General features: G+C 37.9%; 32 protein-coding genes. 3 read left to right on the top strand and 29 right to left on the bottom strand.

What is annotated here, in order from left to right:
- The 24 genes from rplO to H0X48_04425 are packed head-to-tail and all read right to left on the bottom strand — an operon-like array spanning window position 1 to window position 13,134.
- Entirely contained in the window at window positions 1-453 is a 453-nt protein-coding gene (rplO, locus tag H0X48_04540) for a 50S ribosomal protein L15 (GenBank protein ID MBA3954557.1), read from the bottom strand.
- On the bottom strand, window positions 431-946 hold the full coding sequence (gene rpsE, locus H0X48_04535) for a 30S ribosomal protein S5 (protein MBA3954556.1): 516 nt from the start codon (window positions 944-946) through the stop codon (window positions 431-433). The genes rplO and rpsE overlap by 23 nt, the downstream gene beginning before the upstream one ends.
- Before the next feature lie 20 nt (window positions 947-966).
- Window positions 967-1,302, bottom strand: a complete 336-nt coding sequence (locus H0X48_04530; GenBank protein ID MBA3954555.1) for a 50S ribosomal protein L18 — start codon at window positions 1,300-1,302, stop codon at window positions 967-969.
- 36 nt (window positions 1,303-1,338) lie between these two features.
- Window positions 1,339-1,875 (bottom strand): 50S ribosomal protein L6, encoded by a 537-nt coding sequence (gene rplF / locus H0X48_04525; protein ID MBA3954554.1) that lies wholly within the window; start codon window positions 1,873-1,875, stop codon window positions 1,339-1,341.
- A 9-nt stretch (window positions 1,876-1,884) separates the two neighbouring features.
- A complete protein-coding gene (gene rpsH / locus H0X48_04520; GenBank protein MBA3954553.1) occupies window positions 1,885-2,280 on the bottom strand; it encodes a 30S ribosomal protein S8 in 396 nt (131 codons plus the stop codon).
- Between the two features lie 15 nt (window positions 2,281-2,295).
- Window positions 2,296-2,481, bottom strand: coding sequence for a type Z 30S ribosomal protein S14 (locus tag H0X48_04515; protein ID MBA3954552.1), 186 nt, complete (start codon window positions 2,479-2,481; stop codon window positions 2,296-2,298).
- 3 nt (window positions 2,482-2,484) lie between these two features.
- A complete protein-coding gene (gene rplE, locus H0X48_04510) occupies window positions 2,485-3,060 on the bottom strand; it encodes a 50S ribosomal protein L5 (protein ID MBA3954551.1) in 576 nt (191 codons plus the stop codon).
- Window positions 3,061-3,082: 22 nt separating this feature from the next.
- On the bottom strand, window positions 3,083-3,394 hold the full coding sequence (gene rplX, locus H0X48_04505) for a 50S ribosomal protein L24 (protein ID MBA3954550.1): 312 nt from the start codon (window positions 3,392-3,394) through the stop codon (window positions 3,083-3,085).
- Between the two features lie 13 nt (window positions 3,395-3,407).
- Window positions 3,408-3,782, bottom strand: a complete 375-nt coding sequence (rplN, locus tag H0X48_04500) for a 50S ribosomal protein L14 (GenBank protein ID MBA3954549.1) — start codon at window positions 3,780-3,782, stop codon at window positions 3,408-3,410.
- 16 nt (window positions 3,783-3,798) lie between these two features.
- Window positions 3,799-4,077 carry a 30S ribosomal protein S17 gene (gene rpsQ / locus H0X48_04495; protein MBA3954548.1) on the bottom strand — a complete coding sequence of 93 codons (279 nt, stop codon included), beginning with the start codon at window positions 4,075-4,077 and terminating at the stop codon, window positions 3,799-3,801.
- A gap of 12 nt (window positions 4,078-4,089) precedes the next feature.
- Window positions 4,090-4,302, bottom strand: coding sequence for a 50S ribosomal protein L29 (rpmC, locus tag H0X48_04490; protein MBA3954547.1), 213 nt, complete (start codon window positions 4,300-4,302; stop codon window positions 4,090-4,092).
- Complete coding sequence (gene rplP, locus H0X48_04485; GenBank protein MBA3954546.1) at window positions 4,295-4,762, bottom strand: 50S ribosomal protein L16; 468 nt, start codon at window positions 4,760-4,762, stop codon at window positions 4,295-4,297. Before rplP ends, rpmC begins: the two co-directional genes overlap by 8 nt.
- A gap of 28 nt (window positions 4,763-4,790) precedes the next feature.
- Window positions 4,791-5,426 (bottom strand): 30S ribosomal protein S3, encoded by a 636-nt coding sequence (rpsC, locus tag H0X48_04480; protein ID MBA3954545.1) that lies wholly within the window; start codon window positions 5,424-5,426, stop codon window positions 4,791-4,793.
- 10 nt (window positions 5,427-5,436) lie between these two features.
- Complete coding sequence (gene rplV, locus H0X48_04475) at window positions 5,437-5,823, bottom strand: 50S ribosomal protein L22 (protein ID MBA3954544.1); 387 nt, start codon at window positions 5,821-5,823, stop codon at window positions 5,437-5,439.
- Between the two features lie 38 nt (window positions 5,824-5,861).
- A complete protein-coding gene (gene rpsS, locus H0X48_04470; protein MBA3954543.1) occupies window positions 5,862-6,146 on the bottom strand; it encodes a 30S ribosomal protein S19 in 285 nt (94 codons plus the stop codon).
- Window positions 6,147-6,170: 24 nt separating this feature from the next.
- Window positions 6,171-6,989 carry a 50S ribosomal protein L2 gene (rplB, locus tag H0X48_04465; protein ID MBA3954542.1) on the bottom strand — a complete coding sequence of 273 codons (819 nt, stop codon included), beginning with the start codon at window positions 6,987-6,989 and terminating at the stop codon, window positions 6,171-6,173.
- 9 nt (window positions 6,990-6,998) lie between these two features.
- Window positions 6,999-7,343, bottom strand: a complete 345-nt coding sequence (rplW, locus tag H0X48_04460) for a 50S ribosomal protein L23 (GenBank protein ID MBA3954541.1) — start codon at window positions 7,341-7,343, stop codon at window positions 6,999-7,001.
- Window positions 7,334-7,978 carry a 50S ribosomal protein L4 gene (rplD, locus tag H0X48_04455; GenBank protein ID MBA3954540.1) on the bottom strand — a complete coding sequence of 215 codons (645 nt, stop codon included), beginning with the start codon at window positions 7,976-7,978 and terminating at the stop codon, window positions 7,334-7,336. The genes rplW and rplD overlap by 10 nt, the downstream gene beginning before the upstream one ends.
- A 3-nt stretch (window positions 7,979-7,981) precedes the next feature.
- Window positions 7,982-8,605 (bottom strand): 50S ribosomal protein L3, encoded by a 624-nt coding sequence (rplC, locus tag H0X48_04450; GenBank protein MBA3954539.1) that lies wholly within the window; start codon window positions 8,603-8,605, stop codon window positions 7,982-7,984.
- A gap of 18 nt (window positions 8,606-8,623) precedes the next feature.
- Window positions 8,624-8,929 (bottom strand): 30S ribosomal protein S10, encoded by a 306-nt coding sequence (gene rpsJ / locus H0X48_04445; protein ID MBA3954538.1) that lies wholly within the window; start codon window positions 8,927-8,929, stop codon window positions 8,624-8,626.
- A gap of 14 nt (window positions 8,930-8,943) precedes the next feature.
- Window positions 8,944-10,140, bottom strand: a complete 1,197-nt coding sequence (gene tuf, locus H0X48_04440) for an elongation factor Tu (GenBank protein MBA3954537.1) — start codon at window positions 10,138-10,140, stop codon at window positions 8,944-8,946.
- 40 nt (window positions 10,141-10,180) lie between these two features.
- Entirely contained in the window at window positions 10,181-12,253 is a 2,073-nt protein-coding gene (fusA, locus tag H0X48_04435; protein MBA3954536.1) for an elongation factor G, read from the bottom strand.
- Between the two features lie 12 nt (window positions 12,254-12,265).
- Window positions 12,266-12,748, bottom strand: coding sequence for a 30S ribosomal protein S7 (gene rpsG / locus H0X48_04430; GenBank protein MBA3954535.1), 483 nt, complete (start codon window positions 12,746-12,748; stop codon window positions 12,266-12,268).
- 11 nt (window positions 12,749-12,759) lie between these two features.
- Entirely contained in the window at window positions 12,760-13,134 is a 375-nt protein-coding gene (locus tag H0X48_04425; GenBank protein ID MBA3954534.1) for a 30S ribosomal protein S12, read from the bottom strand.
- A 424-nt stretch (window positions 13,135-13,558) separates the two neighbouring features.
- Between H0X48_04425 and H0X48_04420 the strand changes: the two genes are divergently transcribed.
- Window positions 13,559-14,644 carry a site-2 protease family protein gene (locus tag H0X48_04420; protein MBA3954533.1) on the top strand — a complete coding sequence of 362 codons (1,086 nt, stop codon included), beginning with the start codon at window positions 13,559-13,561 and terminating at the stop codon, window positions 14,642-14,644.
- Window positions 14,645-14,729: 85 nt separating this feature from the next.
- Here H0X48_04420 and rplM read toward each other — a convergent pair whose 3' ends face one another.
- Window positions 14,730-15,158, bottom strand: a complete 429-nt coding sequence (gene rplM, locus H0X48_04415) for a 50S ribosomal protein L13 (protein ID MBA3954532.1) — start codon at window positions 15,156-15,158, stop codon at window positions 14,730-14,732.
- Between the two features lie 417 nt (window positions 15,159-15,575).
- Between rplM and H0X48_04410 the strand changes: the two genes are divergently transcribed.
- The gene (locus tag H0X48_04410) at window positions 15,576-17,186 is read left to right on the top strand and encodes a hypothetical protein (GenBank protein MBA3954531.1); all 1,611 of its coding nucleotides are present in this window, start codon (window positions 15,576-15,578) and stop codon (window positions 17,184-17,186) included.
- A gap of 66 nt (window positions 17,187-17,252) precedes the next feature.
- Here the strand turns inward: H0X48_04410 and H0X48_04405 are convergent, their stop codons facing one another.
- Window positions 17,253-18,572, bottom strand: a complete 1,320-nt coding sequence (locus tag H0X48_04405; GenBank protein ID MBA3954530.1) for an aminopeptidase P N-terminal domain-containing protein — start codon at window positions 18,570-18,572, stop codon at window positions 17,253-17,255.
- Between the two features lie 118 nt (window positions 18,573-18,690).
- On the opposite strand from H0X48_04405, the gene H0X48_04400 reads away from it, so the two are divergent.
- A complete protein-coding gene (locus tag H0X48_04400; GenBank protein MBA3954529.1) occupies window positions 18,691-19,407 on the top strand; it encodes a J domain-containing protein in 717 nt (238 codons plus the stop codon).
- A 74-nt stretch (window positions 19,408-19,481) separates the two neighbouring features.
- Here H0X48_04400 and H0X48_04395 read toward each other — a convergent pair whose 3' ends face one another.
- The 3 genes from H0X48_04395 to yidC form a co-directional block, all read right to left on the bottom strand.
- Window positions 19,482-20,864 (bottom strand): flotillin family protein, encoded by a 1,383-nt coding sequence (locus H0X48_04395; GenBank protein MBA3954528.1) that lies wholly within the window; start codon window positions 20,862-20,864, stop codon window positions 19,482-19,484.
- Window positions 20,865-21,087: 223 nt separating this feature from the next.
- Entirely contained in the window at window positions 21,088-21,687 is a 600-nt protein-coding gene (recR, locus tag H0X48_04390; GenBank protein ID MBA3954527.1) for a recombination protein RecR, read from the bottom strand.
- The coding region (yidC, locus tag H0X48_04385) for a membrane protein insertase YidC (GenBank protein ID MBA3954526.1) at window positions 21,684-22,633 on the bottom strand (950 nt) is incomplete at its 5' end. The genes yidC and recR, both read right to left, overlap by 4 nt.

Below are 22,633 nucleotides of genomic sequence, written 5' to 3'. Positions count from 1 at the left end.
TTACTTCTCCTTTATTACGTGAACTTCTCCGCCTTTATCTGATATTGTTTGTGCTGCAGTTTTGCTGAAAGCATGAGCATGCACAATAAGATTCTTGTCAAGAGCACCATTACCAAGTACCTTAACTAAAGCTTTTTTACCAGCTTTTATAACACCTTTTTCAATAAGAGCTTCTTTGGTAACAATTGCACCATTATCAAATATAGTATTTAATTGTACAAGATTGACAATTTCATAAGTTATTTTAAATGGAGCATTTGTAAATCCACGTTTTGGTAATCTTCTAGTTAGTGGCATTTGGCCACCTTCAAAAAGTACGCCAATATGCGCGCCTGAGCGAGCTTTTTGACCTTTATTACCTTTACCTGAAGTGCCACCACGACTACCGCCGCGACCTATCGTTTTACGTTTTTTAACTATTGAGACTAAGTTACTCAGCATTGACATAATCATCACCTTTCACTACTTGCTCAATTGTTTTACCACGAAGCTGAGCAATGCGTTCTGCTGATCTGCACTTAGACAGAGCATTAAGCGTTGCTTTTACTACGTTTTGACCACAACGTGATGTGCCTATGCATTTAGCAAGAACATCTTTTACACCAACTGCTTCAAGTAATGCACGCATTGCACCACCAGCTATTAACCCTGTGCCCTTGTAGGCTGAGTTGATAACTACTCGTGTAGATCCGTGTTTACCAGCAACGTTATAAGGTATAGTTGTACCACGTAATGCTATAGTAATCATTTTTTTACGAGCTAAAGCAGTAGCTTTAGCAATTGCGGTCGATACTTCACGACTTTTTCCAAGTCCGATACCTACGCGCCCATGCTGATCACCTGAAACTACAAAAGCTGAAAAAGAAAATCTTTTTCCACCTTTAGTAACTTTAGTAACGCGATTTACGCTTACTACTTTATCTACGAATTCTTTTGTTTCTGCCATTCTATGTTCCTACGACAACATTATATGTGTAATCCACCTTCACGCAAACCTTCAGCAAGCGCTTTTACTCTGCCATGGTATAAAAAGGGACCACGGTCAAACACAACGGTTGTTACACCATTTTTTAAAGCACGCTGTGCAAGTTCTAAACCAACTGCACGCGCTACTGCTTGCTTATCACCTGTTAGATCTTTAAGTTCTAACGATGAACAGCTTACAAGGGTTTTGTGTTGTTTATCATCAATAATTTGAGCATAAATATTAGTTAAGCTTCTAAACACTGAAACACGAGGAGATTCCCCATTTTTCAAGCGTTGACGTACACGTTGTGCTCTTCTTTGTGTACGTGCAGCTATATTTTTTTCTACAGACACGTGTTAGCTCCACATCTATTATGATTTAGCTTTTCCAGCTTTACGTCTAATTACTTCACCAACGTATTGAATACCAGTACCTTTATACGGTTCTGGTGGACGTAACGAGCGAACATCACTACATACTTGACCTAAAAGATCTTTATCAGAAGATCTAAATGTCATCAATTGGCCGCTTTTATCGATTTCCACGGTAATATTTTGTGGTAAAGGAAAATCGATTTTATGACTGAAACCAAGAGCAAATTGTATGTTTGTTCCCGTAAGTAATGCTTTATAACCAAGCCCCACTATACGTACTTGTTTTTCAAAGCCTACATCAGCACCGGTAATTTTATTAGCCAGTAATGCACGATGCAAACCCCATACTCTATTAGTATCGCTTGTTTGTTGCTGAGGCACTAAACTAAGTTCTTTACCATTTAGTTCTATAGCTAAAAGAGAGGGTATTACATAAACACCGGACGCTTTTTTGCCTTTGTAATGAACTTCATTACCTTTAACTTCTATCTGTGCGCCACCTATATCTATAGGTTTTCTACCGATTTTTGACATAGCAGTACCTTACCAGACCGTACAAAGAACTTCACCACCTACTGAAAGTTGGCGAGCCTTTTTATTTGTTATTACTCCACGATTGGTAGTTAATATGGTAATACCAAGACCACCAATTACCGGATTAACACTGGCGACGCCTTTATAATTTCGACGTCCAGGAGTACTTATACGTTTAATTTCATGAATAGCAGATTCACCATCAACATATTTAAGTGATAGTTTAATCTGTTTGTGGCTATCGTCACCTTCTTGTACTAAAGCATCACGAACAAAACCCTCAGCTTTGAGAATTTGAGCTATTTCATACTTTAAGTTTGAGTAGGGTGCAACCACTTCTCTTTTTGACGCTAATACGCCATTACGTATTATCGTTAGGAAATCACCTATTGTATCAACTGACATTAAGATCCTTTGAAATTACCAACTTGTTTTTTTTACGCCTGGCAATGCCCCACGGGATGCAAGTTCTCTAAAGCAGAGTCGACACATTTGGAATATTCCGATAAATCCACGTGGTCGTCCGCATAATTTACATCTGTTACGATGCCTTACTGCAAACTTAGGAGTTTTGTTTGCTTTTTCAATTAACGCTTTTCTTGCCATTTTTTACCTTACGACTGCTTTACGGAACGGCATACCAAAACTTTTAAGAAGCTCAAAAGCATGAGTATCATTAATTACCGTTGTCTGTATCGTGACATTTAAACCAAATGTTTTTTCAGCGTTAGTATCAGCCTCTGGAAAAATACTCCAGTCTTTGATACCAAGGTTATAACTTCCACGACCATCCAATTTTATTGGCAAGCCTTGGAAATCACGTACTTTTGGAAGTGCTAAATTAATTAGTTTATCCAAAAAGTCATACATACGCTTACCACGTAATGTTACCATAGCGCCGATTGGCATACCTTCACGTATTTTAAATCCTGCAATAGATTTACGTGCTAGAGTTTTTACTGACTTTTGACCAGCAATATTATCAAGCATAGCAGTTACAGTATTTAATACTCGGCTATCAGCAACAGCTTCTTTAACGCCCACGTTAATTACTATTTTTCTAAGCTTTGGCACTTCCATAATATTAGAAAGACCAAGTGCTTGTTGTAATTGTGGACGCAAAGTCGCAGTGTATGTTTCGTGAAGGCGTGATTTAGTGCCTGCGTTTTGAACGACTTTGCTCATTCTTATCCTTAACCTATATCACTTAGATAGTTTGTTGAGTACGATTAGATACACGAACTTTTTTACCATCTTCAAGTGTTTTGAAATTTACTCGGCACGGTTGATTATCAACAGGTGAAACCAGCATTACGTTAGAAGCGTTAATATAACCTTCTTGTTTAACGATACCTGAATTTTCACCTTGACGTTTTGCTTTTACGTGTTTAGTTACAACAGCAATACCTTTTACTTTAACTAGATTTTTATCTAGCACTATTTCAAGTACAGTACCACGTTTGCCTTTATCTTTACCCGTAAGAACAATTACCGTGTCATTTTTTTTAATACGTAACATGTGTGTCTATCCTTTATACAACTTCAGGTGCTAACGATACTATTTTATCAAAACCTTTAGCACGTAATTCTCTTGCTATAGGACCAAACACACGGGATCCAATAGGCGTATTGTCTTCCACTGATTTGATAATAATACCTGCATTGTCACCAAAGCGGATATAACTACCATCAGCGCGACGGTTTTCTTTACGAGTGCGTGCTATAACTACGTCAACCACGTCACCTTTTTTAACCTGACCGCCAGGAATAGCCTTTTTAACGGCGCATTTTACTTTATCGCCAAGTCGAGCATATCTTTTACCGGTACTTCCAAATATATGGATTACTTGTAAAAGCTGAGCTCCAGAATTATCGGCTACTTCTAAATAAGATTCTTTTTGAAGCATAACATTGTCCTAGTTATTAAGCTGGATTGCTTGGATTTTTAGACCTTACAACACGAGCTAAATACATATATTTTGTCTTGCTCATTGGACGACCTTCGTAGATTTCTACTAAATCACCCGCATGAGCTGTTTCAGACTCATCATGTACTTTATACTTTTTTGCTATACGCATCACTTTCTGAAGGCGTGGATGAGTGTAAGTACGTTCTACTTTCACTACTATAGTCTTATCCATTTTATCAGAAATTACTTCGCCTGTCAGAACGCGTTTTGGTGTTATCTGTGTATCAACCATATAATGCCTTTATTAACCTAATTGCGACGTTTTTTGACGTAAATACGTTAACGCACGCGCAATGTCTTTACGCAGCTTACGAAATTGCGTGTTATCTTTAACTGGTGAGGTTGCTGTATGGAGACGCAAGCTAAAAAGCTCACGTTGCAATGCATCAACTTTTACAGCAAGATCCTGAGCAGCGAGCCCTTGAAGCTCTTTTTTCATTGTATTTACTTTACTCATTGTTTTGCTCTACAGTATGTTCTACTTGAGTCTCTACTACTGATATATCAGCACTAGGTCTTCTTACGAACTTGGTTTTCATCGGCAGCTTGTAGGCTGCTGCTTTAAATACCTGTTTAGCTGTTGCTTCATCAAGACCGCCAAGTTCAAACATGACGCGTTCTCTTTTAACTACAGCTACCCAACCTTCTACGTTACCCTTACCTTTACCCATACGAGTTTCAGCAGGTTTCTTAGTGATTGGTTTATCTGGAAACACTCTTAAATAAAGTCTTCCAACTTTTTTCAATTTACGGGAAATAGTTACACGCACAGCTTCTATTTGCTGTGCTGTTAACCAAGCAGCTTCCACTGCTTGTAGGCCAAATTCACCAAAAGCAACATCTCTTGCGCCTTTAGATAAACCGCCTTTTCTTCCCTTTTGTACTTTACGGTACTTTATTTTTTTGGGCATTAACATGATTTAATCTCTCGAAGCTAATAAAGTCTTATACTAATTTGTATTCGCCGCGACAGATCCATACTTTAACGCCAATAACGCCATAAGTAGTATGTGACTCGGAGAATCCATAATCAATATCAGATCGCAAAGTATGCAAAGGAGTTGATCCTATACGAATCCATTCATCACGTGCGATTTCTGCGCCACCAAGTCGGCCTGCACATCTAATCTTTACGCCAAGTGCTCCAGCTTTCATTGCAGCTGTAGCGGCTTTTTTCATGACTTTCTTAAAGCTTGCTCGTTTTTCTAACTGCTCAGCTATAGTTTTGGAAACGATAGTAGCATCAAGTTCAGGAGTTTTAATTTCTTGAACAGATACTTCAACGTTTGTACGCTTTAATAGGCGAGCTAGATCTTTACGTAAAGAATCAATTTCTTGACCTTTTTTACCAATTACTACACCTGGACGACCGGAGTGAATAATAACACGAAGATTATCACCAGCTTTTTCAATTTCAATAGTTGAAATTTCAGCACCAGGTAATGCTTTTCGAATATATTTCTGAATTTCCAAATCTTCAAAAAGCAATTCTGCATAATTTTGGCGACGAGCAAACCAACGGGAGCTCCAATCACGGTATATGCCTATTCTAAACCCTATCGGGTTAACCTTTTGTCCCACACTACGCCTCTTAGTTCTTAGGTTCTAAAATAACACTTAAATGGCTCATGCGTTTACGCTGAACCATTGCACGACCCATTGCACCTGGCTTAAAATAGCGATGAATTGGACCCTGATCAATACGTATTTCTTTAATAGCAAGAGCTGATGTTTCTACGTTTTGTAGATTTTTTGCATTAGCTACTGCTGATTCAAGTACTTTTTTGATCGGTTCTACACGTTGCGTACGATAAGTAGTAAGCCAATTTAAGGCGTACACTACATCTTTGCCACGTATAACGTCAGCTATAGGTCTTAATTTATAAGGCGAGTATCGAATATAGCGAGCTTTCGCTACAAACTGTACTTTATCAGAATTCTCTGATGACGCCTGTTTGACCTTTGTCTGTTTATCCATACGATGCCTTATACTATACTATTATACAATTTTTGAGATTATTTTCCAGCTGCTCCCGCTTTACGTTGACCACTATGTAGTCTAAACGTTCTAGACGGAGCAAACTCACCTAATTTGTGACCTACCATGTTCTCTGTTACAAAAACAGAAACAAATTTACGCCCATCATGTACAGCAATAGTAAGACCAACAAAATCTGGTGTTACCATGCTTCGACGAGACCAGGTCTTAATAACGTCCCTTTTGGTGCTTGCGCGAGCATGCTCAACTTTTTTTAAAAGTGAGTCATCAACAAAAGGTCCCTTTTTAGCAGATCGAGCCATTATAGTTTACCTTTATACTAATAATTATGGTCTTCTTCTTCTTAAAATCAATGGGTTCTTACGTCTTCTAGTACGAGTACCTTTAGCGCCTTTACCCCATGGACTTACAGGGTGGGAACCAGACTTAGAACGACCTTCACCACCACCATGAGGGTGATCTACAGGGTTCATAGCCATACCACGTACAGTAGGACGAATACCTAAACGGCGAGTACGACCCGCTTTACCGATAGAAATATTCTTATGATCAGGGTTGCTCAACGTACCTACGGTAGCAAAACAATCCAAGTGCACCATGCGCATTTCACCAGAAGGCATTCTTAAGGTTGCATAATTATCGGCTTTAGCCATTAATTGCACCGAAGTACCTGCGCTACGAGCAAATTTACCACCTGATCCAGGCTTAATTTCTACGTTGTGAACAGTAAAACCAACAGGGATATTGCGTAAAGGCAAGCAGTTTCCTACTTTTGCTTCTACGTTTTTACCAGCAGCTACTACGTCACCGATTTTAAGCTCTTGAGGCATTAAAATATAGCTTTTTGCACCATTTTGATAAAACACTAATGCTATACGTGTGTTACGATTTGGATCGTATTCAACAGCAGTAATTTTGCCAGTTACATCACGTTCATAACGATTAAAATCTACCAAACGATACTTACGTGCAGCACCACCACCACGATGGCGTACAGTAATACGACCATAAGCGTTTCTGCCACCTTTTTTGCTCAATCCTTTAGTAAGACTACGCTCAGGTGCTTTTTTAGTTAAGTCGCTAGTATCGACATATGTTTGAAAGCGCAACGACGGATTGCGCGGTTTTCTGCTTACAATAGCCATAATTTACCTTTATGCTCCACTGCTTGATGATTGAGCTTGCTCATGTCTTTCTGCTGCAGACTGAGAAAGTCCCATAAGATCAACAGAATAGCCTTCTTTAAGAGTAATAATGGCTTTTTTTCTGTCTTTACCTGTGATCTTATGACGTCCAGCACGGCGATTTTTGCCTTTTGAAAGAACAATGCGTATCTTATCAGCTTCTACGTTAAAAAGTTTTTTTAACGCTTCAGCAATAAGAGCTTTATTAGCATGCATGTGAACTTCAAGCACTAATTGTTTTAAATTCTGATTAAGCTGGTAAGCTTTTTCAGTTATACGAGGACCTTTGATGATATCATATAATGTCAAATCCATGCGCTGACCATTTCTTTAAAGGCATCCATGTCTTTGTTTAAAAATACCCAGTAATCACCGCTTGCCAAATGATAAGCATTTGCTTGATCAAATAACAGCATCTTTACATTGGAAATATTATTAAAAGATGCATGGGTAGCCGCATCATAATTAGTTACAAACAAGAGTACTTTTTTATCAGCAAGTCCTGCTTGTTTAAGAGCATTAAATGCGTGAGCTGTTTTTGGTGCTGCTTCTTGAGCAACCCAATTTAAACTCATTACTTTTTCATTATTTAAATAATTCCAAAGCAATGTATTACATACACCACGTCTTAGAGTTTTAGGCACCGTTAGTGTTCTAACACGCGGTTGTGGTCCAAAAGTTACACCACCTTTACGCCATAATGGAGAGCGAGGAGAACCTGCACGTGCTCTACCAGTTCCTTTTTGTTTCCAAGGCTTTTTATTTGAAAAAGCCACGTCAGAACGACCTTTACAGGCTACTGTTCCTTGACGCCAATTTTGCATCAGTGCTCGTACGCATTGGGATAACCCTTCAGGCGCTATCAGAGCTTGTTGATCTGGTGAAAGTTGTAAATCTTGAGGAGCAATAACTTGAGCAAGCATAGTTCCGTCAGCATTTTTAACTGCCATTGCTTACCTACTCTTTCTCATAAATAATAACGTACCTGATTTACCAGGAACGGAACCTTTTACTAATACTACATGAGCATCGGGTTCTATTCTTACAATTTCAAGGTTTTTCATCACCTGTTGATCGACACCCATGTGTCCAGGCATTTTTTTACCTTTAATAACACGACCACGACTTCTCATAAAGCTTAACGATCCTGTAAAGCGTCCAAAGGTTGAACCATGGCTTGCTCGTCCACCAGAAAATCCGTGACGTTTAACAACACCTTGAAATCCAGCACCTTTAGTGATACCAAATACATCTACGTTATCGCCTTTATTTAAAATAGCGGCTACATCTGCGGGCTGACCTACAGTTAAGTCAGATGCAGCATCTTGAATACGTACTTCTTTGAAAGCACTAAAATACTTATTAGGTTGTTTTAGCCAATCATGAGAGAATACTTCTCCAGTATACTTCTTTTTAAGATGTCCCATTTTAGCTGCAGCATAACCATCTTTTTCAAGGGTTTTTATTTGAGTAACAAACCAATGAGAAACATCAATTGCTGTAACTGGAACAACTTTTTGTTCATCTGAAAAAATCTGGGTCATACCGATTTTTTTACCCCAGAGACCATTTACCATTTAACTGACCTTTCTCTGTCACTTAATTTCAACGTCGACCCCTGATGAAATATTTAGTTTCATCAACGCATCCATAGTAGCGTCTGAGGGTGCAACAATATCTAAAATACGTCTGTGCGTGGTAAGCTCAAATTGTTCACGTGATTTTTTATCAATATGCGGTGAACGCAATACAGTAAAAATACGTTGTTTGTTAGGCATCGGCACAGGTCCCATAATATGGGACCCGGTCCTTTTAACAGTTAATACAATTTGCTTAACCGCTTTGTCTAACAATTGATGATCGTATGATTTGAGCGTTAAACGAATTTTCTGTTTTTTCATGTATCAACCTATAATTAGTCAAGAATCTCTGTAACAATACCAGATCCTACAGTTCTTCCACCTTCACGAACAGCAAAGCGTTGGTCTTTTTCCATAGCAATCGGAGCAATTAACTCTACAGTTACACTCACATGATCACCAGGCATAACCATTTCACGACCTTCTGGAAGTGTCACGATACCAGTAACGTCTGTTGTTCTGAAGTAGAACTGAGGTCTATAGCCATTAAAGAACGGACTGTGACGACCGCCTTCATCTTTACCGAGTACATAAAGCTCGCATTTATATTTTTTATGCGGAGTAATTGTACCAACTTTAGTAAGACATTGGCCACGTTCAATTTCTTCTTTTTTAATACCACGCAGAAGAAGACCTACGTTATCACCAGCTTGACCTTCAGTAAGTTCTTTGCGGAACATTTCAACACCAGTTACGGTAGTTTTTCTGTTATCGCCAAAACCTACAAGTTCAACTTCTTCACCAACTTTAACTCTACCACGTTCGATACGGCCTGTAGCTACAGTACCACGTCCAGGAATAGAGAATACACCCTCAACAGCCATTAAAAATGGTTTGTCAATTTCGCGAAGTGGTTGTGGAATATAAGAATCAACAGCGTCCATTAATTTCATAATAGCCTGTGAGCCTATTTCACTTTGATCACCGTTAAGAGCCTTAACAGCTGAACCACGAACGATAGGTATTTCTTGACCAGGAAAGCCATACTTGGTAAGTAGTTCACGAATTTCTTCTTCAACCATTTCAAGCATGTCAGTGTCATCAACCATATCTACTTTGTTTAAGAACACAACAAGTGCAGGTACACCTACGTTTTTCGCAAGCAAGATATGCTCACGTGTTTGAGGCATAGCACCGTCAGCAGCTGATACCACTAAAATAGCTCCGTCCATTTGAGCTGCTCCGGTAATCATGTTTTTAACATAATCAGCGTGACCAGGACAATCTACGTGTGCATAGTGACGATTAGCTGTTTGATATTCTACGTGAGAAATAGCAATAGTAATACCACGTGCTTTTTCTTCTGGAGCATTATCAATTTGATCGAATCTTCTTGCTTCAGCCCAAGCTTTATTTTGGTCTGCAAGAACTTTGGTAATTGCAGCGGTTAATGTAGTTTTACCATGGTCAACGTGCCCAATAGTACCCGTGTTTAAATGAGGCTTACTGCGCTCAAATATAGCTTTTGCCATCGTTATCTCCGGACAACACTTAAGTTATTAAAACGATTTATTATACAGCTTTTAAAATTAATTCTTGAGCATGTTTTGGCACTTCACGGTAGCATTCAAATTCCATTGTAGAACTTGCTCTTCCTTTAGTCATCGAACGCAACACTGTTACATAGCCAAACATCTCTGAAAGTGGTACTTCAGCAAGTACAATAGTTGTACCTACTTTAGACTCTGAACCTAATATACGACCACGGCGTGAGCTTAAATCACCCATTACATCGCCCATATACTCATCTGGTGTTTCAACTTCTACTTTCATAATAGGCTCTAAAAGCACTGGGTCAGCTTTAGCCATACCAGCTTTAAATGCCATACTAGCAGCCATTTTAAACGCCAATTCAGAGGAATCGACATCATGATATGAACCTTCAGTTAAACTGATCTTCATATCAACTGCAGGATAACCACCTAACACACCTGTGTTAATTGCTTCTTCAAGACCTTTTTGTACAGCAGGAATAAATTCACGAGGAATAGATCCACCAACAACTTTATTTTCAAATTGGTAACCAGTACCGCGAGGTAGGGGTTCCATTTTCAACCATACGTGACCGTACTGACCTTTACCACCGGATTGCTTGATATATTTACCTTCAACCTCGATTAGCTTTTGGATAGTTTCTTTAAACGCTACTTGTAGTTTACCTTGTACCAGTTCTACTTTTTGCTCACGTTTCAAGCGATCAACAACTATTTCTAAATGCAATTCGCCCATTCCTTTAATAACTGTCTGATTTGTTTCCTTATCAAACGTAAAATGGAAGGACGGATCTTCTTGAGTCATTTTTCTTAATGCTTGCGTCATTTTGTCGTAATCTGCTTTGTTTTTCGGCTCAACTGAAGCTGAAATAACTGGAATAGGTACGTCAATTTTTTCAAGAATTATAGGATGAGCCTCATCACAGATGGTATCACCAGTAGAAGCATCTTTAACACCTACTACTGCACCGATATCGCCCGCTCTGAGAATATCAATTTCTTCTTTTTTATTAGCAAACATCTTAACTAAACGACTTACCCGTTCTTTGGTACCTTTAGTACTATTATATACGTAAGAGCCTGATTTTAATTCACCAGAGTAAACGCGTACAAAGTTTAATATACCCACATAAGGATCAGCCATAAGTTTAAAAATAAGTCCAGAAAATGGTGCCTTAGGATCTGGTTCACGTTCAGCTGTTTCCTCACTGCCCGGAAGAGTTCCTATAACAGCTGGAATATCTATAGGTGACGGTAAATAATCAATTACTGCATCTAATAGTAATTGTACACCTTTGTTTTTAAATGCGCTACCACAAAAAGCAAGTGTTACCCTACGTTCTATAGTACCTTTACGCAAAGCAGCTTTAACTTCTTCAAGAGTTATCTCTTGTTCGTTTAAAAACTTTTCTGCTAAAACATCATCTAAGTCTGCTGCTCTTTCAACAATTTTTAAACGCAGTTCTTCAGCTTGATCTTTATATTCTTCAGGAATATCGGTCCAAGAGACTACTGAGCCTTTATCTTCAGCACCACTAAAAGTAGCCATTCTTTGTGTAAGAAGGTCAATAATACCAGTAAATTCATCAGATGCTCCAACAGGAAGTTGCATAGCAATGGCATTACCATCACGTAACTTGTGGTTTACATCCTTAATTACTTTAAAGTAATCAGCACCAATACGATCTAGTTTATTAACAAAGATAATGCGCGGCACTTTATAACGAGTTGCTTGGCGCCATACAGTTTCTGATTGAGGTTGTACACTTCCTACACCACAAAATACAGCGATTACACCGTCAAGAACACGCAATGAACGACCTACTTCAATAGTAAAGTCAACGTGGCCTGGGGTATCAATAATATTTATGTAGTAGTTTTTCCATGAGCAAGCAACAGCTGCTGAGGTAATAGTAATACCCCGCTCTCTTTCTTGCTCCATCCAATCGGTAGTCGTTTCACCTTCGTGAACTTCACCAATTTTATGGGAAATACCTGTGTAGAAAAGTACGCGTTCAGTAACCGTAGTTTTACCAGCATCAATATGTGCTGCGATACCTATATTTCTGTATTTTTCTAGCGGATTACTCATACAATTCCTTTGTTACCATGCATAATGAGCAAATGCTCTATTAGACTCTGCCATTTTATGCATATCAAATTTTTTCTTAATTGCAGTACCACGTCCTTCATGAGCGTCAAGAAGCTCATGAGCTAAGCGAAGGCCCATTGTTTTATCAGGACGTGAAGCAGCAGCATGTATTAACCAACGCATAGCTAAAGCACGACCACGATGAGGCTGAACTTCCATAGGAATTTGGTATACGCTACCGCCTACACGACGAGGACGAACTTCAATTGCTGGTATAATTTGATCAAGAGCTTTAAGAAAATAAGTAAGACCTTTTTCCTGTTCTCCACCAACTTTTTTAGTAAGAATTTCCATTGCATCATACACTATAGTGCGTGCAGCATTTTTTTTGCCACGCCACATTACAACGTTGATTAATTTTTGAACTATCTCTGAGCCATAACGTGGGTCTTGACCTACAGAGCGAATAAAGTTTACGGATTTACGCCTTGGCATATACTATCTTCCTATTTCTTTGGACGCTTAGCGCCATAGAGTGAACGACCTTGTCTTCTTTTCTCAACACCAGCTGAGTCAAGTGCACCACGAACAATATGATACTTCACACCAGGTAAATCTTTTACTTTTCCACCACGTACAAGTACCACGGAGTGCTCTTGCAAGTTGTGGCCTTCACCACCGATGTAAGCAGTAATTTCTATACCTGTTGATAACTTAACACGTGCTACTTTACGTAACGCTGAGTTTGGTTTTTTTGGTGTAGTAGTGAAAACACGTGTACATACACCGCGCGCCTGAGGAGCCCCTTTTAAAGCTGCGCTTTTCGATTTTGTTTTAGCTTTTGGACGCTCATGGCGAGCAAGCTGATTAATTGTCGGCATACCTAACCACCTACGGTATAAATAGTTAAAAAATTATTTTTAAGAAATTAGTCTCTTAATTTTGTGTGTCTACAATTTTTGTGTTCTCATTTTCTGTATGATGATTTGTTTTATAAACGATCATACGTGTAAGAAAAACTAAATTGAACATATTAATGTTATTAGTATACAGGATTATTACCTATGCTACAATTCAAAATGTATATATCCACAAAAATGAGGACAAAGGTCCCGTTGAGTTTATCCGATATGGTTGTACTTGATAAACGAATATGGGGAATTATTAATAGTATAACTTTTTTGTTGATTTTTTCAAGTGAAAAGAATAAAGCGGAAAATATACTTGCATTATTAGACTGGGTAAGTTATCATTGCAGTAAAACATAAAATATCTTATTTGTCAAATTATCAAGGAGAATGCCCGATGGATTTACTTATGCTTATTTACAATTTGCCTTCAATTATTATAGCGCTTTTGGGCGTCTGTTTTCTTATATTTTTTCATGAATTAGGACATTTTATCTTTGCTAAACTATTTGGCGTTCATACTCCTTCGTTTTCTATTGGATTTGGCCCTCGCTTATTTAAAAAGCGAATCTGGGACACAGACTTTGTTATATCAGCTATTCCTTTAGGTGGTTATGTAGAAATGGCTGGATCAGCAGAAGTTGGTCAAGGAGAACAAGCATATGCTAACAGTACTGACGAGCGCTCTTTTAATCAAAAGCCTTACTGGCAAAAAATGCTTATTATGTTTGGCGGCATTTTATTTAATTTAGTATTTGCTTACGCCGCATTAAGCTTTTTATTTTATGTTGGTGGACCTTGTGTTGGCTCTACTTGTAAAACAAGAGCTCCTTTTATTGATACTGTAGCAGAAAATTTGCCTGCAGCTAAAGCAGGTTTTAAGCCTTATGATAAAATAATCAGCATTAATAATCAACCAGTAACTACTATAGAGCAAGTAACGGAAAAACTTACTCCGCTTATGGGCAAGCAAACACCAGTAGAAATTGAACGTAACGGCGTAAAACAAACACTTACCCTAGAACTTGCAGCCCCTATTGCCAATAAGGCAGCAACACCGCTACTTGGTGTTTATTGGCATACACCTGCAGTTTCTTTAAGCCAAGCGCTTTCTGAAGGCTGGCAAACCACGTGGAATATGATTAAAGAGCTGTTTGGTATCTTTAAAGGCTTTAAAAAAGCACAAGCAAGTCTTGGTGGTCCACTTATGCTGATAGCTCAAGTAACAAGCTGCGTTAAAGGGGGCTATAAAGTATGCTTATTTATGCTTGCATTTATTAGTATAAACTTAGCGGTATTTAATATGTTGCCATTACCTATATTTGACGGTGGTCAAGCATTATTCTTTACCATTGAAGCTCTTATAGGTAAACCATTAAAAGATGAGACTCGTTATAAAATCCACTATGCTACGTGGTTGCTTGTAATGGCACTTGTTGTCTACCTGACTTACCGAGACATATTTACTCTTCTTGGTTTTTAAAAATAGTTAATACTTGATATGCAAAAAAGCCGCTTTTAAAAGCGGCTTTTTTTTTATAACTTTGCACTTGCTCTGGATTTAAGAATTACTCAGCAAATCCTGCAATTTGAGCTGCATGAGGATGCTCAGCACCTACATACACACGTAACTTTCTAAGAAGTTGACGTGCAAGCTTGGTTTTTGGCAACATACCTTTAACAGCTAGTTCAATAATTTCAGCTGGGTTTTTTGCCATTTTTTGCTTAGCAGTGATATATTTTTTGTTACCGATCCAACCACTATAGGTTTCATAGATCTTTTGGTCCATTTTATTGCCACTTAACTTAAGACCTTTAGCATTAAGTACTACAACGTAGTCACCAGCATCACTGTGCGGTGTATAGTTAGCTCTATCTTTACCACGAAGAGCATCTGCTATTTGAGTTGCTAAACGACCCACAATTTGATCTTGTGCATCGATAACGCGCCAGCGAGGGCTCTGATCTTCTTTACGCAAGAAGTATGCTTTATTCATATCAGCCATGAGAAAACCTTTGTCTTCAAAAAAGTAAAATTAGAAATTAGTAAGAAACTCTTTATATTCTATATTAACAAAAAAACTGCAAAATCGTCAAATGCAGCCTAACTTATAGTTAGTTTAATATATTCTGTTTTTAGTTATTATAGCATAAAAGAATCTCTTTGTCTTGCAATTTGGCTTCTTTTTGCTACACTTATTAATAACTCTATTTTATTTATTTTTACTCTACTTTTAGTATCTTATGCAGAACTTTCTCACTTACTTTCTTGTTTACGTATTTCTCAAGCGCTCCTAGCGCATATATCCTATTCTGCTGTATTGACAGCTTTTTTAACCCTTCTATTTACAACAATTGGCTTATTAAGCCACACTAATACTACGCTACTCTTAACTTATACTTATGGAGTTTTTATGCCTGCATGGCTTGTACTTTTTCCACCCCTGTTAGTTCTTATAGTTGCTCTTATATCGCGCAACGTTCTTTTATCTTTAGCAACTGGCATTGTTAGTGCTGCAGCATTAGCTACCTCTTTTTCTCCTGTAGCAACAGTGGAGCTTATAGTCTGTCGTCTTTATAGAGAAACAGATATACAAAAGATTTGGTGTCCTTTAGGTTCACCTGATCATTTTTATACATTTGTTTTTTTAATAACACTCGGGATAATTATTTCTTTTATAACCCATTCTGGTGGCATTGCTGCCTATATTACTACGCTTCAACGGAGATTACATACTAAAAAAGCAACTCAGTTTGTATGCTTGCTTCTTTCAATGTGCTTTTTTATTGATGATTATTTAAGCAGTTTAGTTGTAGGAAGTATTATGCGACCCCTAACGGACAAGTTTGCTCTACCTCGTGTTAAATTAGCTTTTTTGCTTAACGCCATGAGCGCACCCTTATGTGTTATTATTCCTGCTTCTAGCTGGACTGCAATGATACTTGTTAACTTACAAGCAGCAGGCGTTTCTGAGCAACCCGGCCTTACAACGTTTATTAAAGCTGATCCTTTTAGTGTATACCTACATACTATTGCTTATTTATTTTATCCCTTTTTTATAGTTGCCAGTGCATTTTTTATTGTTGCACGTTCCATCTCTTTTGGCAGTATGAAAGCACAGGAGCATGAAGCCGACCGTACGGGCAACTTGTTTGGCGGAAAACAACCGCTGGTAGTTCAAATAACTCAAGATCCAGCCCACAAAGGCTCTCTTATTGATTTTTTTGGGCCAATAGGTCTTTTTATTGGTTTGGTATTTGCACTTCTTCTGTATTCGGGTAATTGGCATATGCTAGGCGGCAATGCTACTTTTGGCACTGCGTTACAACAGGCAAATATCTTTTTTTCACTCTGTTTTGCAAGCGTAATCACTCTAAGCCTGACACTACTTATAGCAGCCTTACAAAAAAAATTAACCTTGCATAATTTTAAAAATATAAGCGTTAGTGGCTTTATGCTTATGAAAAATTCTTTATTTATTTTGCTTCTTGCCTGGACACTTAGCAGCTTACTTAAAGATGATCTAAAAGCCGGTCAATACGTGGCTCATTTAGTTTTGGGAGCAATTCCCACCTTTTTATTACCGGTAATGATCTTTTTTACCGCACTTATTATTGCAGCCTCTATTGGTTCTGCTTGGGGAACAATAATGATTATGATGCCGCTTGCAGTGCCCATTATTACGGCAGCTACCGGACAATCATTACCAATTGATGCCCAATCAGCTTTTTTGCTGGGCCCCATTATGGGGGGGTTACTTTCAGGAGCAGTTGCAGGAGGGCCTGTATCACCTATAGCTGACTCAACGGTAATGTCTTCAACAAGCTCAGGGGCTTATCACCTTGATCATATTGCTACACAGTTTGGCTATGTTACTCCTGCTATTGCAGGAACAACTTTAGCTTTGCTTATAGTTGGACTTACTGGTAGTTATAGTCCTACCTTGAGTGTTACTGGTGCTTTTATTGCAGGATTAGCTACTACTTTATTAATTTTATATATACGAAACAAAGCTAGTAACTAACAAAAGACAGGTGTAGTTAACGCTGGTAGCTACACCTGTCTTTTGTTTTAATTAACTTCTTTATTTTTAGTTTTCGTCATCATAATCTTCATCGTAATCATAGTCTTCATCATCAGATTCGACCATCATTTCTTCCACAAGTTCTATATCTTTAGGAAGTTCTTCGCTTAAACAGAGAATGCCATCTTGAACAACCCAGTAATTATCTTCAATACGAACAGCTAATCTTTCTTCAGGAATATAAATACCGGGTTCAAGGGTTATCACATCGCCTTCTTTAAGAGGCTCTGTATAGCTTCCTACATCATGCACATCAAGACCTAAAAAGTGCCCTAGTCCATGAGTAAAGTACTTACCATACCCTTTCTTTTCTAGAAAAGCTTGTGCTATGTGGTGCAAAGATTTTTCAGGCTTTTCTTTGTTAGATAGCCAAAAACCAGGCTTAGCCAATTCTTCTATATAACGCTGCGTTTCTAACACAACAGTATAGACTTCTCGTTGCCTTTTAGTAAATGTGCCCGAAATAGGATAGGTTCTTGTAATATCCCCGCAGTAATAGTCAAGCTCAGCACCTGCGTCTATAACCACCAAGTCACCTTTAGCAAGCGTACTTGTATTACGCGTGTAATGGAGTACAGTACCGTTTTTACCACTAGCGACTATCGAAGGAAAAGCGGGTTGAGCTCCTGATTGCGTAAAAACAAACTCAAGACCTGCCTGTATTTCAAATTCTTGTTTACCTGCTTCTATGATAACCGCTGCCGCTTCATGAGCAGACATAGTACAATCTATAGCCCCATATAAAAGCTCTATTTCAGCTTGATTTTTAGTACGGCGCATATTAGCAACTATACTACTGATATCTACTACATTATTTTTAAGTTCAGGCAATTCTAGGGACAAGCTGTTTAAAATTAAGCGTTGCTCCTTATAATTTTCACCTGAATAAAGGGTAAAAATAGTATTGCCTTGGGCAATCTGTTTTTTTATAAAACTAAGTAGATGAGTATACTCAGCTGTATTACAATTACTTGAAAGTGCATACCCCTTGCAAGCTTCACCAAGCGGCTCAAGCTTATCAATACCCATGTTTGCAAGTACATTAGCCGACGCATTTAACAGAAAAGAATCTACCCATTTAGCTCGCGACTCACTGTATTGTGGTATATACACCTGAGCCATGCCGTCAAGTTCTAATGTAAGTGCTATACCTGGCTCTTCTATATTTGTTAAATAGTAAAAAGAACTTTCTTGACGAAAACGGTACCGTTCTTGTTCAAAAGCGCCAAAAAGAAGCACTATACCTTTTTTGTCTGGATGCTCTTTTTTAAGGGCATGCAGTAACTCTTGGCGTCGTTTTTTTACTATACTAAAATCTTTATGCATAAAGGTCTCTCGTTATATGGGTTAACTTATTATTTATTATTGACATATTCATATGCTATTTGTCATATTTAAAACAAAAGAGCTTTTTATAATTTTAACATAAACTGACGGAGAAATCATGAAGCTATCTCATTTACTTGTAACTACGGCACTTTTATTTTTTTATAGCTCTTCAGGCAAAGCTGATGCTAATTTTGAACTTTGGAATAAGCTTAGTACCCCTATTTATTATAGTTTAGGTAAATCGACAATCAACCCTAAAGATGAAGCTAAAAATTACGATTTACTTAAGCTCGATTCTACCAAGTATACCTACGCAACTCTTGATTTAAACAAAAAAAACCAACTTATACTCTCTCTACAAGAGCCTCAAATAAATAAACCTCTATCAGTTTATTTGTATGAGTTTACACCTGGTAAAACCATCTATGTTCGCGCAACAGCTGAAAATAACAAATTAGTATTTGGCCCTCAATCAGGACCTTTATTTGGCTTGAGAGGAAAAACTGAGCGCGGTTACCCGCTAGGCAACAACGTCAAAGAAAGCGACATTACCACAAAAGTAATAAACTACAGAAAACTAGCACCCGTTATTAAAAGAACACCTTTAACACAAATTGACCCTAAAGACGCACAAAAAGCCTTAGCCCTTTACAAAGACGCTTCTGCTGCAGAAATACTTAATGTTGCTCCAGAAGCATCCCAGGCTGACATAAGCAAGGCATATAGAACCTTGGGACTTAAATGGCATCCAGATAAAAATCTTAATAACCCTCAAGCTGATGCTGTATTTAAAATGATCACTAATGCTTTTAACAAGCTCAAGGGGCTCTAATAGACTAAAAAATCAAAAAGATAAGAGCTTTTAGAATTATCTAAAAGCTCTTATCTTTTACTATTTTAGAAAAGTTACGCTAATTCTTTTTCTTTTTTAGCTTGTTTGTGTTCTGTTTTAGCTGTTGCTGTGTTAGTTTCAGGATTTAATTGTCCTAAATACTGTGGTAAATTAATACCTGCCATAGCAGCAACCTCATGAAGAGGTGGCAAAGATTTTGCCATGTTGCTCATAAAATTAGCAGTTGAGCTACCTTTATCACCAGAACCACTATCCCATACCGTTATTTTATCAATCTTTATATTTTTGATAGCTTCAGTTTGCAGGCTGACTATTTGTTCAAGTTTTTCAACCATTAACATGGTAGCTGCCGCTTGTGCATCGTTACCACACGCTTTAATTAAACGCGTATAGCCTTCAGCTTTTGCATCAAGTGTTTTTTGAATACCTTCTGCTTCAGCATTTCTAATAGATAAGATAGCTTCTGCTTGGCCTATAGCTTCACGACGCATTTTTTCAGCTGTAGCTTCAGCATCAATAGCAATTTTACGCTTTTCAATTTCTTTAGGAACAATTTGCTCAGCTTCTAAGCGCTTGAGTTCAGCTTGAGCTTTAGCATGTTGAATATGTGCGTAAGCAGTCTGCTCGGCTACTTCTGCTTTAGTTGTATATTCAGCTTTTTTTTGAGCTAAATCTGCATTAAACGAAGCTATACGTGCTTGTGCTTCATTTTCACCTTCAACTGCTTGGGCATTGTAGGTAGCAACAGAAATACGACGCTCTTTTTCAGCATCTGCTCTTCCACTTTCACCACGACGCTCAGCTTCAGCTACATCAATTTTAGCTTGGTTTACTGCTAGAGAAGCTGCTTTTTTACCAATACTTTCAATGTAGTGAGATTCATCGGTAATATCAGTAATATTTACGTTTATAAGAGATAAACCAACTTTATTAAGTTCTGGATCAATATGATTTTTAATAGCAGATAAAAAGCTTTCTCTGTCTTGATTTATTTGTTCAATAGTTAATGAAGCTACCGTTAATCGCATTTGCCCAGTAATAATCTCTACTGCCATAAGCTCTATTTCTTGATTGCTTAGCCCAAGAAGGCGTATAGCTGCATTATTCATGCATTCAGGAGAAGTATCAATAGCAATAGTAAACGTACTAGGCACATTGATACGAATATTCTGTAACGACAAAGCACTTTTAAGCGGTATATGTATAGTGCGTGGTGTTAAATCTAAGAAAGCATAATCTTGAATTAAGGGCCATACAAAGGCACCGCCACCATGAATACATTGAACAAACGAGTTGCCTTGCACTTTACCAAAAACAGCAAGTATTTTATTTGAGGGACAACGTTTATAACGAGAGGCTACAAACACAAGCGTTAAAAGTCCAGTAACTGCAGCAATTATGCTCAGCATTGCAGGAGAGATCATTGTTAAAACCATGATACTTCCTTTCCATAATAAAAAGAGATTTGATTGTATTTAAAAAAGAGAGAGTACTTGTAACACCCGTTAAGTACTAGTGAGTGATATAGTTTTGCTGCTGTATTGCAGCTTTCTTATTGTACCATAGAAATTATTTTTAGACAAGCTCAAATGTTTTCTTTGGTTACATAAAAAAGCCCTCTTTAAAAGAGAGCTTTTTTGTCTATGAGTTTGTTCTCTTTTAAAATGGTCTTCGTTCTGAAAGTGCTTTAAACACCGTTAGCTTATCCATATATTCAAGCGATGAGCCTACAGGAAGGCCTTGAGCTAAGCATGAAATAGTTATACCAGAGCTTTGAAGCTTAGAAGCTATATAGGCTGCTGTAGCTTCTCCTTCAGGCGTTTGATTGAAAGCAAAGATCACTTCTTTACAACCACTTTGAACACGCGCGATAAGTGGCTTAATAGTTATATCTTCAGGACCAATACCTTCTAAGGGGCAAATAGCTGAACCTAATACGTGATACACTCCGCTGTACCCGCCTGCTTTTTCAATAGCAATAAGATCATGCCATGTTTCAACAACACAAATTATTTGTTGATCACGCTTAGGTGCAGTGCAGAAATAACAGTTTTTGTCATTTTCTTTCCAAGACCAACAAAGAGTACACTTACTCAGTTTACTTTTAGCATCGAGTAACACTTTACAAAATTGCTCAGCTGCTACATCATCAAGCTCAAGAAAGTACTGTGCAACTCGATATAAGTTTTTAGAAGCTAAATAAGGGACTCGCTGTAACTGTTTTAACAACAGTATCAACGAAGGAGTTTGATCTATCATGCTTTTGCTGCCTTTATAATAAAGGTTTGCGCTAGACCAAGAAGAGTACTTACGGCCATAAATAAGGCAAGACCTGCTGATATGTTAGAGGTAAAAGCAGCTAGTACTAAGCCAAGTAACAGAGTAACGAGACCTTGACGAGGATCACTCCCTTGGGTGCTTCTCATCTGTATAACTATACCAACACCAAATAATACGGGCAAAATATAATAAGGGTCACGGGCAGACAAATCGGGTATCCAAGCAAAAGGAGCTTTATAAAGCTCTATTGAGTTAGAAAGCACGCGATTCAAACCAATAAATATAGGAAACTGTAAAACTACTGCCAAAGGCGTTAATAAAGTAGACACACCAAACTTAGTCATTAGTTCAGCTTTAGCTCGGCTAAGTTCTTCTGGTTCATTTCTATATTTTTGTTCAAGATATTTAAGCCTACGCTGCATTTCAGCTTGTTGCTTTCTACTTGCTTCAGATTTAAAGGTAAGCGGTGCCATTGCAAGCTTAAGAAGAACAGTAAGAGCAATAATAGCTAGTCCATAATTTTTCAAAAATTTATTGAGCCAATTAAGCGCATAGAGTAATGGTTTTGAAAAGAGAGCTAACCAACCATAATCAAGAGAACCATCAAGACGCTTATCTACTACCGCAAAAGCTGCAATTTCTTTAGGACCGCAGTAAAAAGACATTGTCCATGTGGTTGTTTGATTAACAGGATCTGCTTGATAAACCGATTCGGCCTTTTGAATGCCGTCAATTTTAAAGTAAGCTCTTTGTGCAAATCCTTGGGGGTCGGCAATAAGTGCATTGATAAAATAACGGTCTTCTAAACCAAACAATGTAGGCTTTTCTTTGCCTAATAATTGTAAATCTTTAAGAGATTTTTTTTCCAATGATTTGTTTTCTTTTGCAAGTATACCTTTAAGAACATCAAATCCATCAGTATCTA

The sequence above is a fragment of the Candidatus Dependentiae bacterium genome (genome assembly GCA_013821315.1).
Classification (GTDB): domain Bacteria; phylum Babelota; class Babeliae; order Babelales; family Babelaceae; genus JACDHA01.
This window is presented reverse-complemented; position numbering and strand designations above follow the sequence as displayed.

Coding starts and splice junctions, on each gene's coding strand:
- rplO (MBA3954557.1), bottom strand. CDS start 453: ATGATTATGTCAATGCTGAGTAACTTAGTCTCAATAGTTAAAAAACGT.
- rpsE (MBA3954556.1), bottom strand. CDS start 946: ATGGCAGAAACAAAAGAATTCGTAGATAAAGTAGTAAGCGTAAATCGC.
- rplF (MBA3954554.1), bottom strand. CDS start 1,875: ATGTCAAAAATCGGTAGAAAACCTATAGATATAGGTGGCGCACAGATA.
- rpsH (MBA3954553.1), bottom strand. CDS start 2,280: ATGTCAGTTGATACAATAGGTGATTTCCTAACGATAATACGTAATGGC.
- H0X48_04515 (MBA3954552.1), bottom strand. CDS start 2,481: ATGGCAAGAAAAGCGTTAATTGAAAAAGCAAACAAAACTCCTAAGTTT.
- rplE (MBA3954551.1), bottom strand. CDS start 3,060: ATGAGCAAAGTCGTTCAAAACGCAGGCACTAAATCACGCCTTCACGAA.
- rplX (MBA3954550.1), bottom strand. CDS start 3,394: ATGTTACGTATTAAAAAAAATGACACGGTAATTGTTCTTACGGGTAAA.
- rplN (MBA3954549.1), bottom strand. CDS start 3,782: ATGCTTCAAAAAGAATCTTATTTAGAAGTAGCCGATAATTCTGGAGCT.
- rpsQ (MBA3954548.1), bottom strand. CDS start 4,077: ATGGTTGATACACAGATAACACCAAAACGCGTTCTGACAGGCGAAGTA.
- rpmC (MBA3954547.1), bottom strand. CDS start 4,302: ATGAGTAAAGTAAATACAATGAAAAAAGAGCTTCAAGGGCTCGCTGCT.
- rplP (MBA3954546.1), bottom strand. CDS start 4,762: ATGTTAATGCCCAAAAAAATAAAGTACCGTAAAGTACAAAAGGGAAGA.
- rplV (MBA3954544.1), bottom strand. CDS start 5,823: ATGGATAAACAGACAAAGGTCAAACAGGCGTCATCAGAGAATTCTGAT.
- rpsS (MBA3954543.1), bottom strand. CDS start 6,146: ATGGCTCGATCTGCTAAAAAGGGACCTTTTGTTGATGACTCACTTTTA.
- rplB (MBA3954542.1), bottom strand. CDS start 6,989: ATGGCTATTGTAAGCAGAAAACCGCGCAATCCGTCGTTGCGCTTTCAA.
- rplW (MBA3954541.1), bottom strand. CDS start 7,343: ATGGATTTGACATTATATGATATCATCAAAGGTCCTCGTATAACTGAA.
- rplD (MBA3954540.1), bottom strand. CDS start 7,978: ATGGCAGTTAAAAATGCTGACGGAACTATGCTTGCTCAAGTTATTGCT.
- rplC (MBA3954539.1), bottom strand. CDS start 8,605: ATGGTAAATGGTCTCTGGGGTAAAAAAATCGGTATGACCCAGATTTTT.
- rpsJ (MBA3954538.1), bottom strand. CDS start 8,929: ATGAAAAAACAGAAAATTCGTTTAACGCTCAAATCATACGATCATCAA.
- tuf (MBA3954537.1), bottom strand. CDS start 10,140: ATGGCAAAAGCTATATTTGAGCGCAGTAAGCCTCATTTAAACACGGGT.
- fusA (MBA3954536.1), bottom strand. CDS start 12,253: ATGAGTAATCCGCTAGAAAAATACAGAAATATAGGTATCGCAGCACAT.
- rpsG (MBA3954535.1), bottom strand. CDS start 12,748: ATGCCAAGGCGTAAATCCGTAAACTTTATTCGCTCTGTAGGTCAAGAC.
- H0X48_04425 (MBA3954534.1), bottom strand. CDS start 13,134: ATGCCGACAATTAATCAGCTTGCTCGCCATGAGCGTCCAAAAGCTAAA.
- H0X48_04420 (MBA3954533.1), top strand. CDS start 13,559: ATGGATTTACTTATGCTTATTTACAATTTGCCTTCAATTATTATAGCG.
- rplM (MBA3954532.1), bottom strand. CDS start 15,158: ATGAATAAAGCATACTTCTTGCGTAAAGAAGATCAGAGCCCTCGCTGG.
- H0X48_04410 (MBA3954531.1), top strand. CDS start 15,576: ATGCCTGCATGGCTTGTACTTTTTCCACCCCTGTTAGTTCTTATAGTT.
- H0X48_04405 (MBA3954530.1), bottom strand. CDS start 18,572: ATGCATAAAGATTTTAGTATAGTAAAAAAACGACGCCAAGAGTTACTG.
- H0X48_04400 (MBA3954529.1), top strand. CDS start 18,691: ATGAAGCTATCTCATTTACTTGTAACTACGGCACTTTTATTTTTTTAT.
- H0X48_04395 (MBA3954528.1), bottom strand. CDS start 20,864: ATGGTTTTAACAATGATCTCTCCTGCAATGCTGAGCATAATTGCTGCA.
- recR (MBA3954527.1), bottom strand. CDS start 21,687: ATGATAGATCAAACTCCTTCGTTGATACTGTTGTTAAAACAGTTACAG.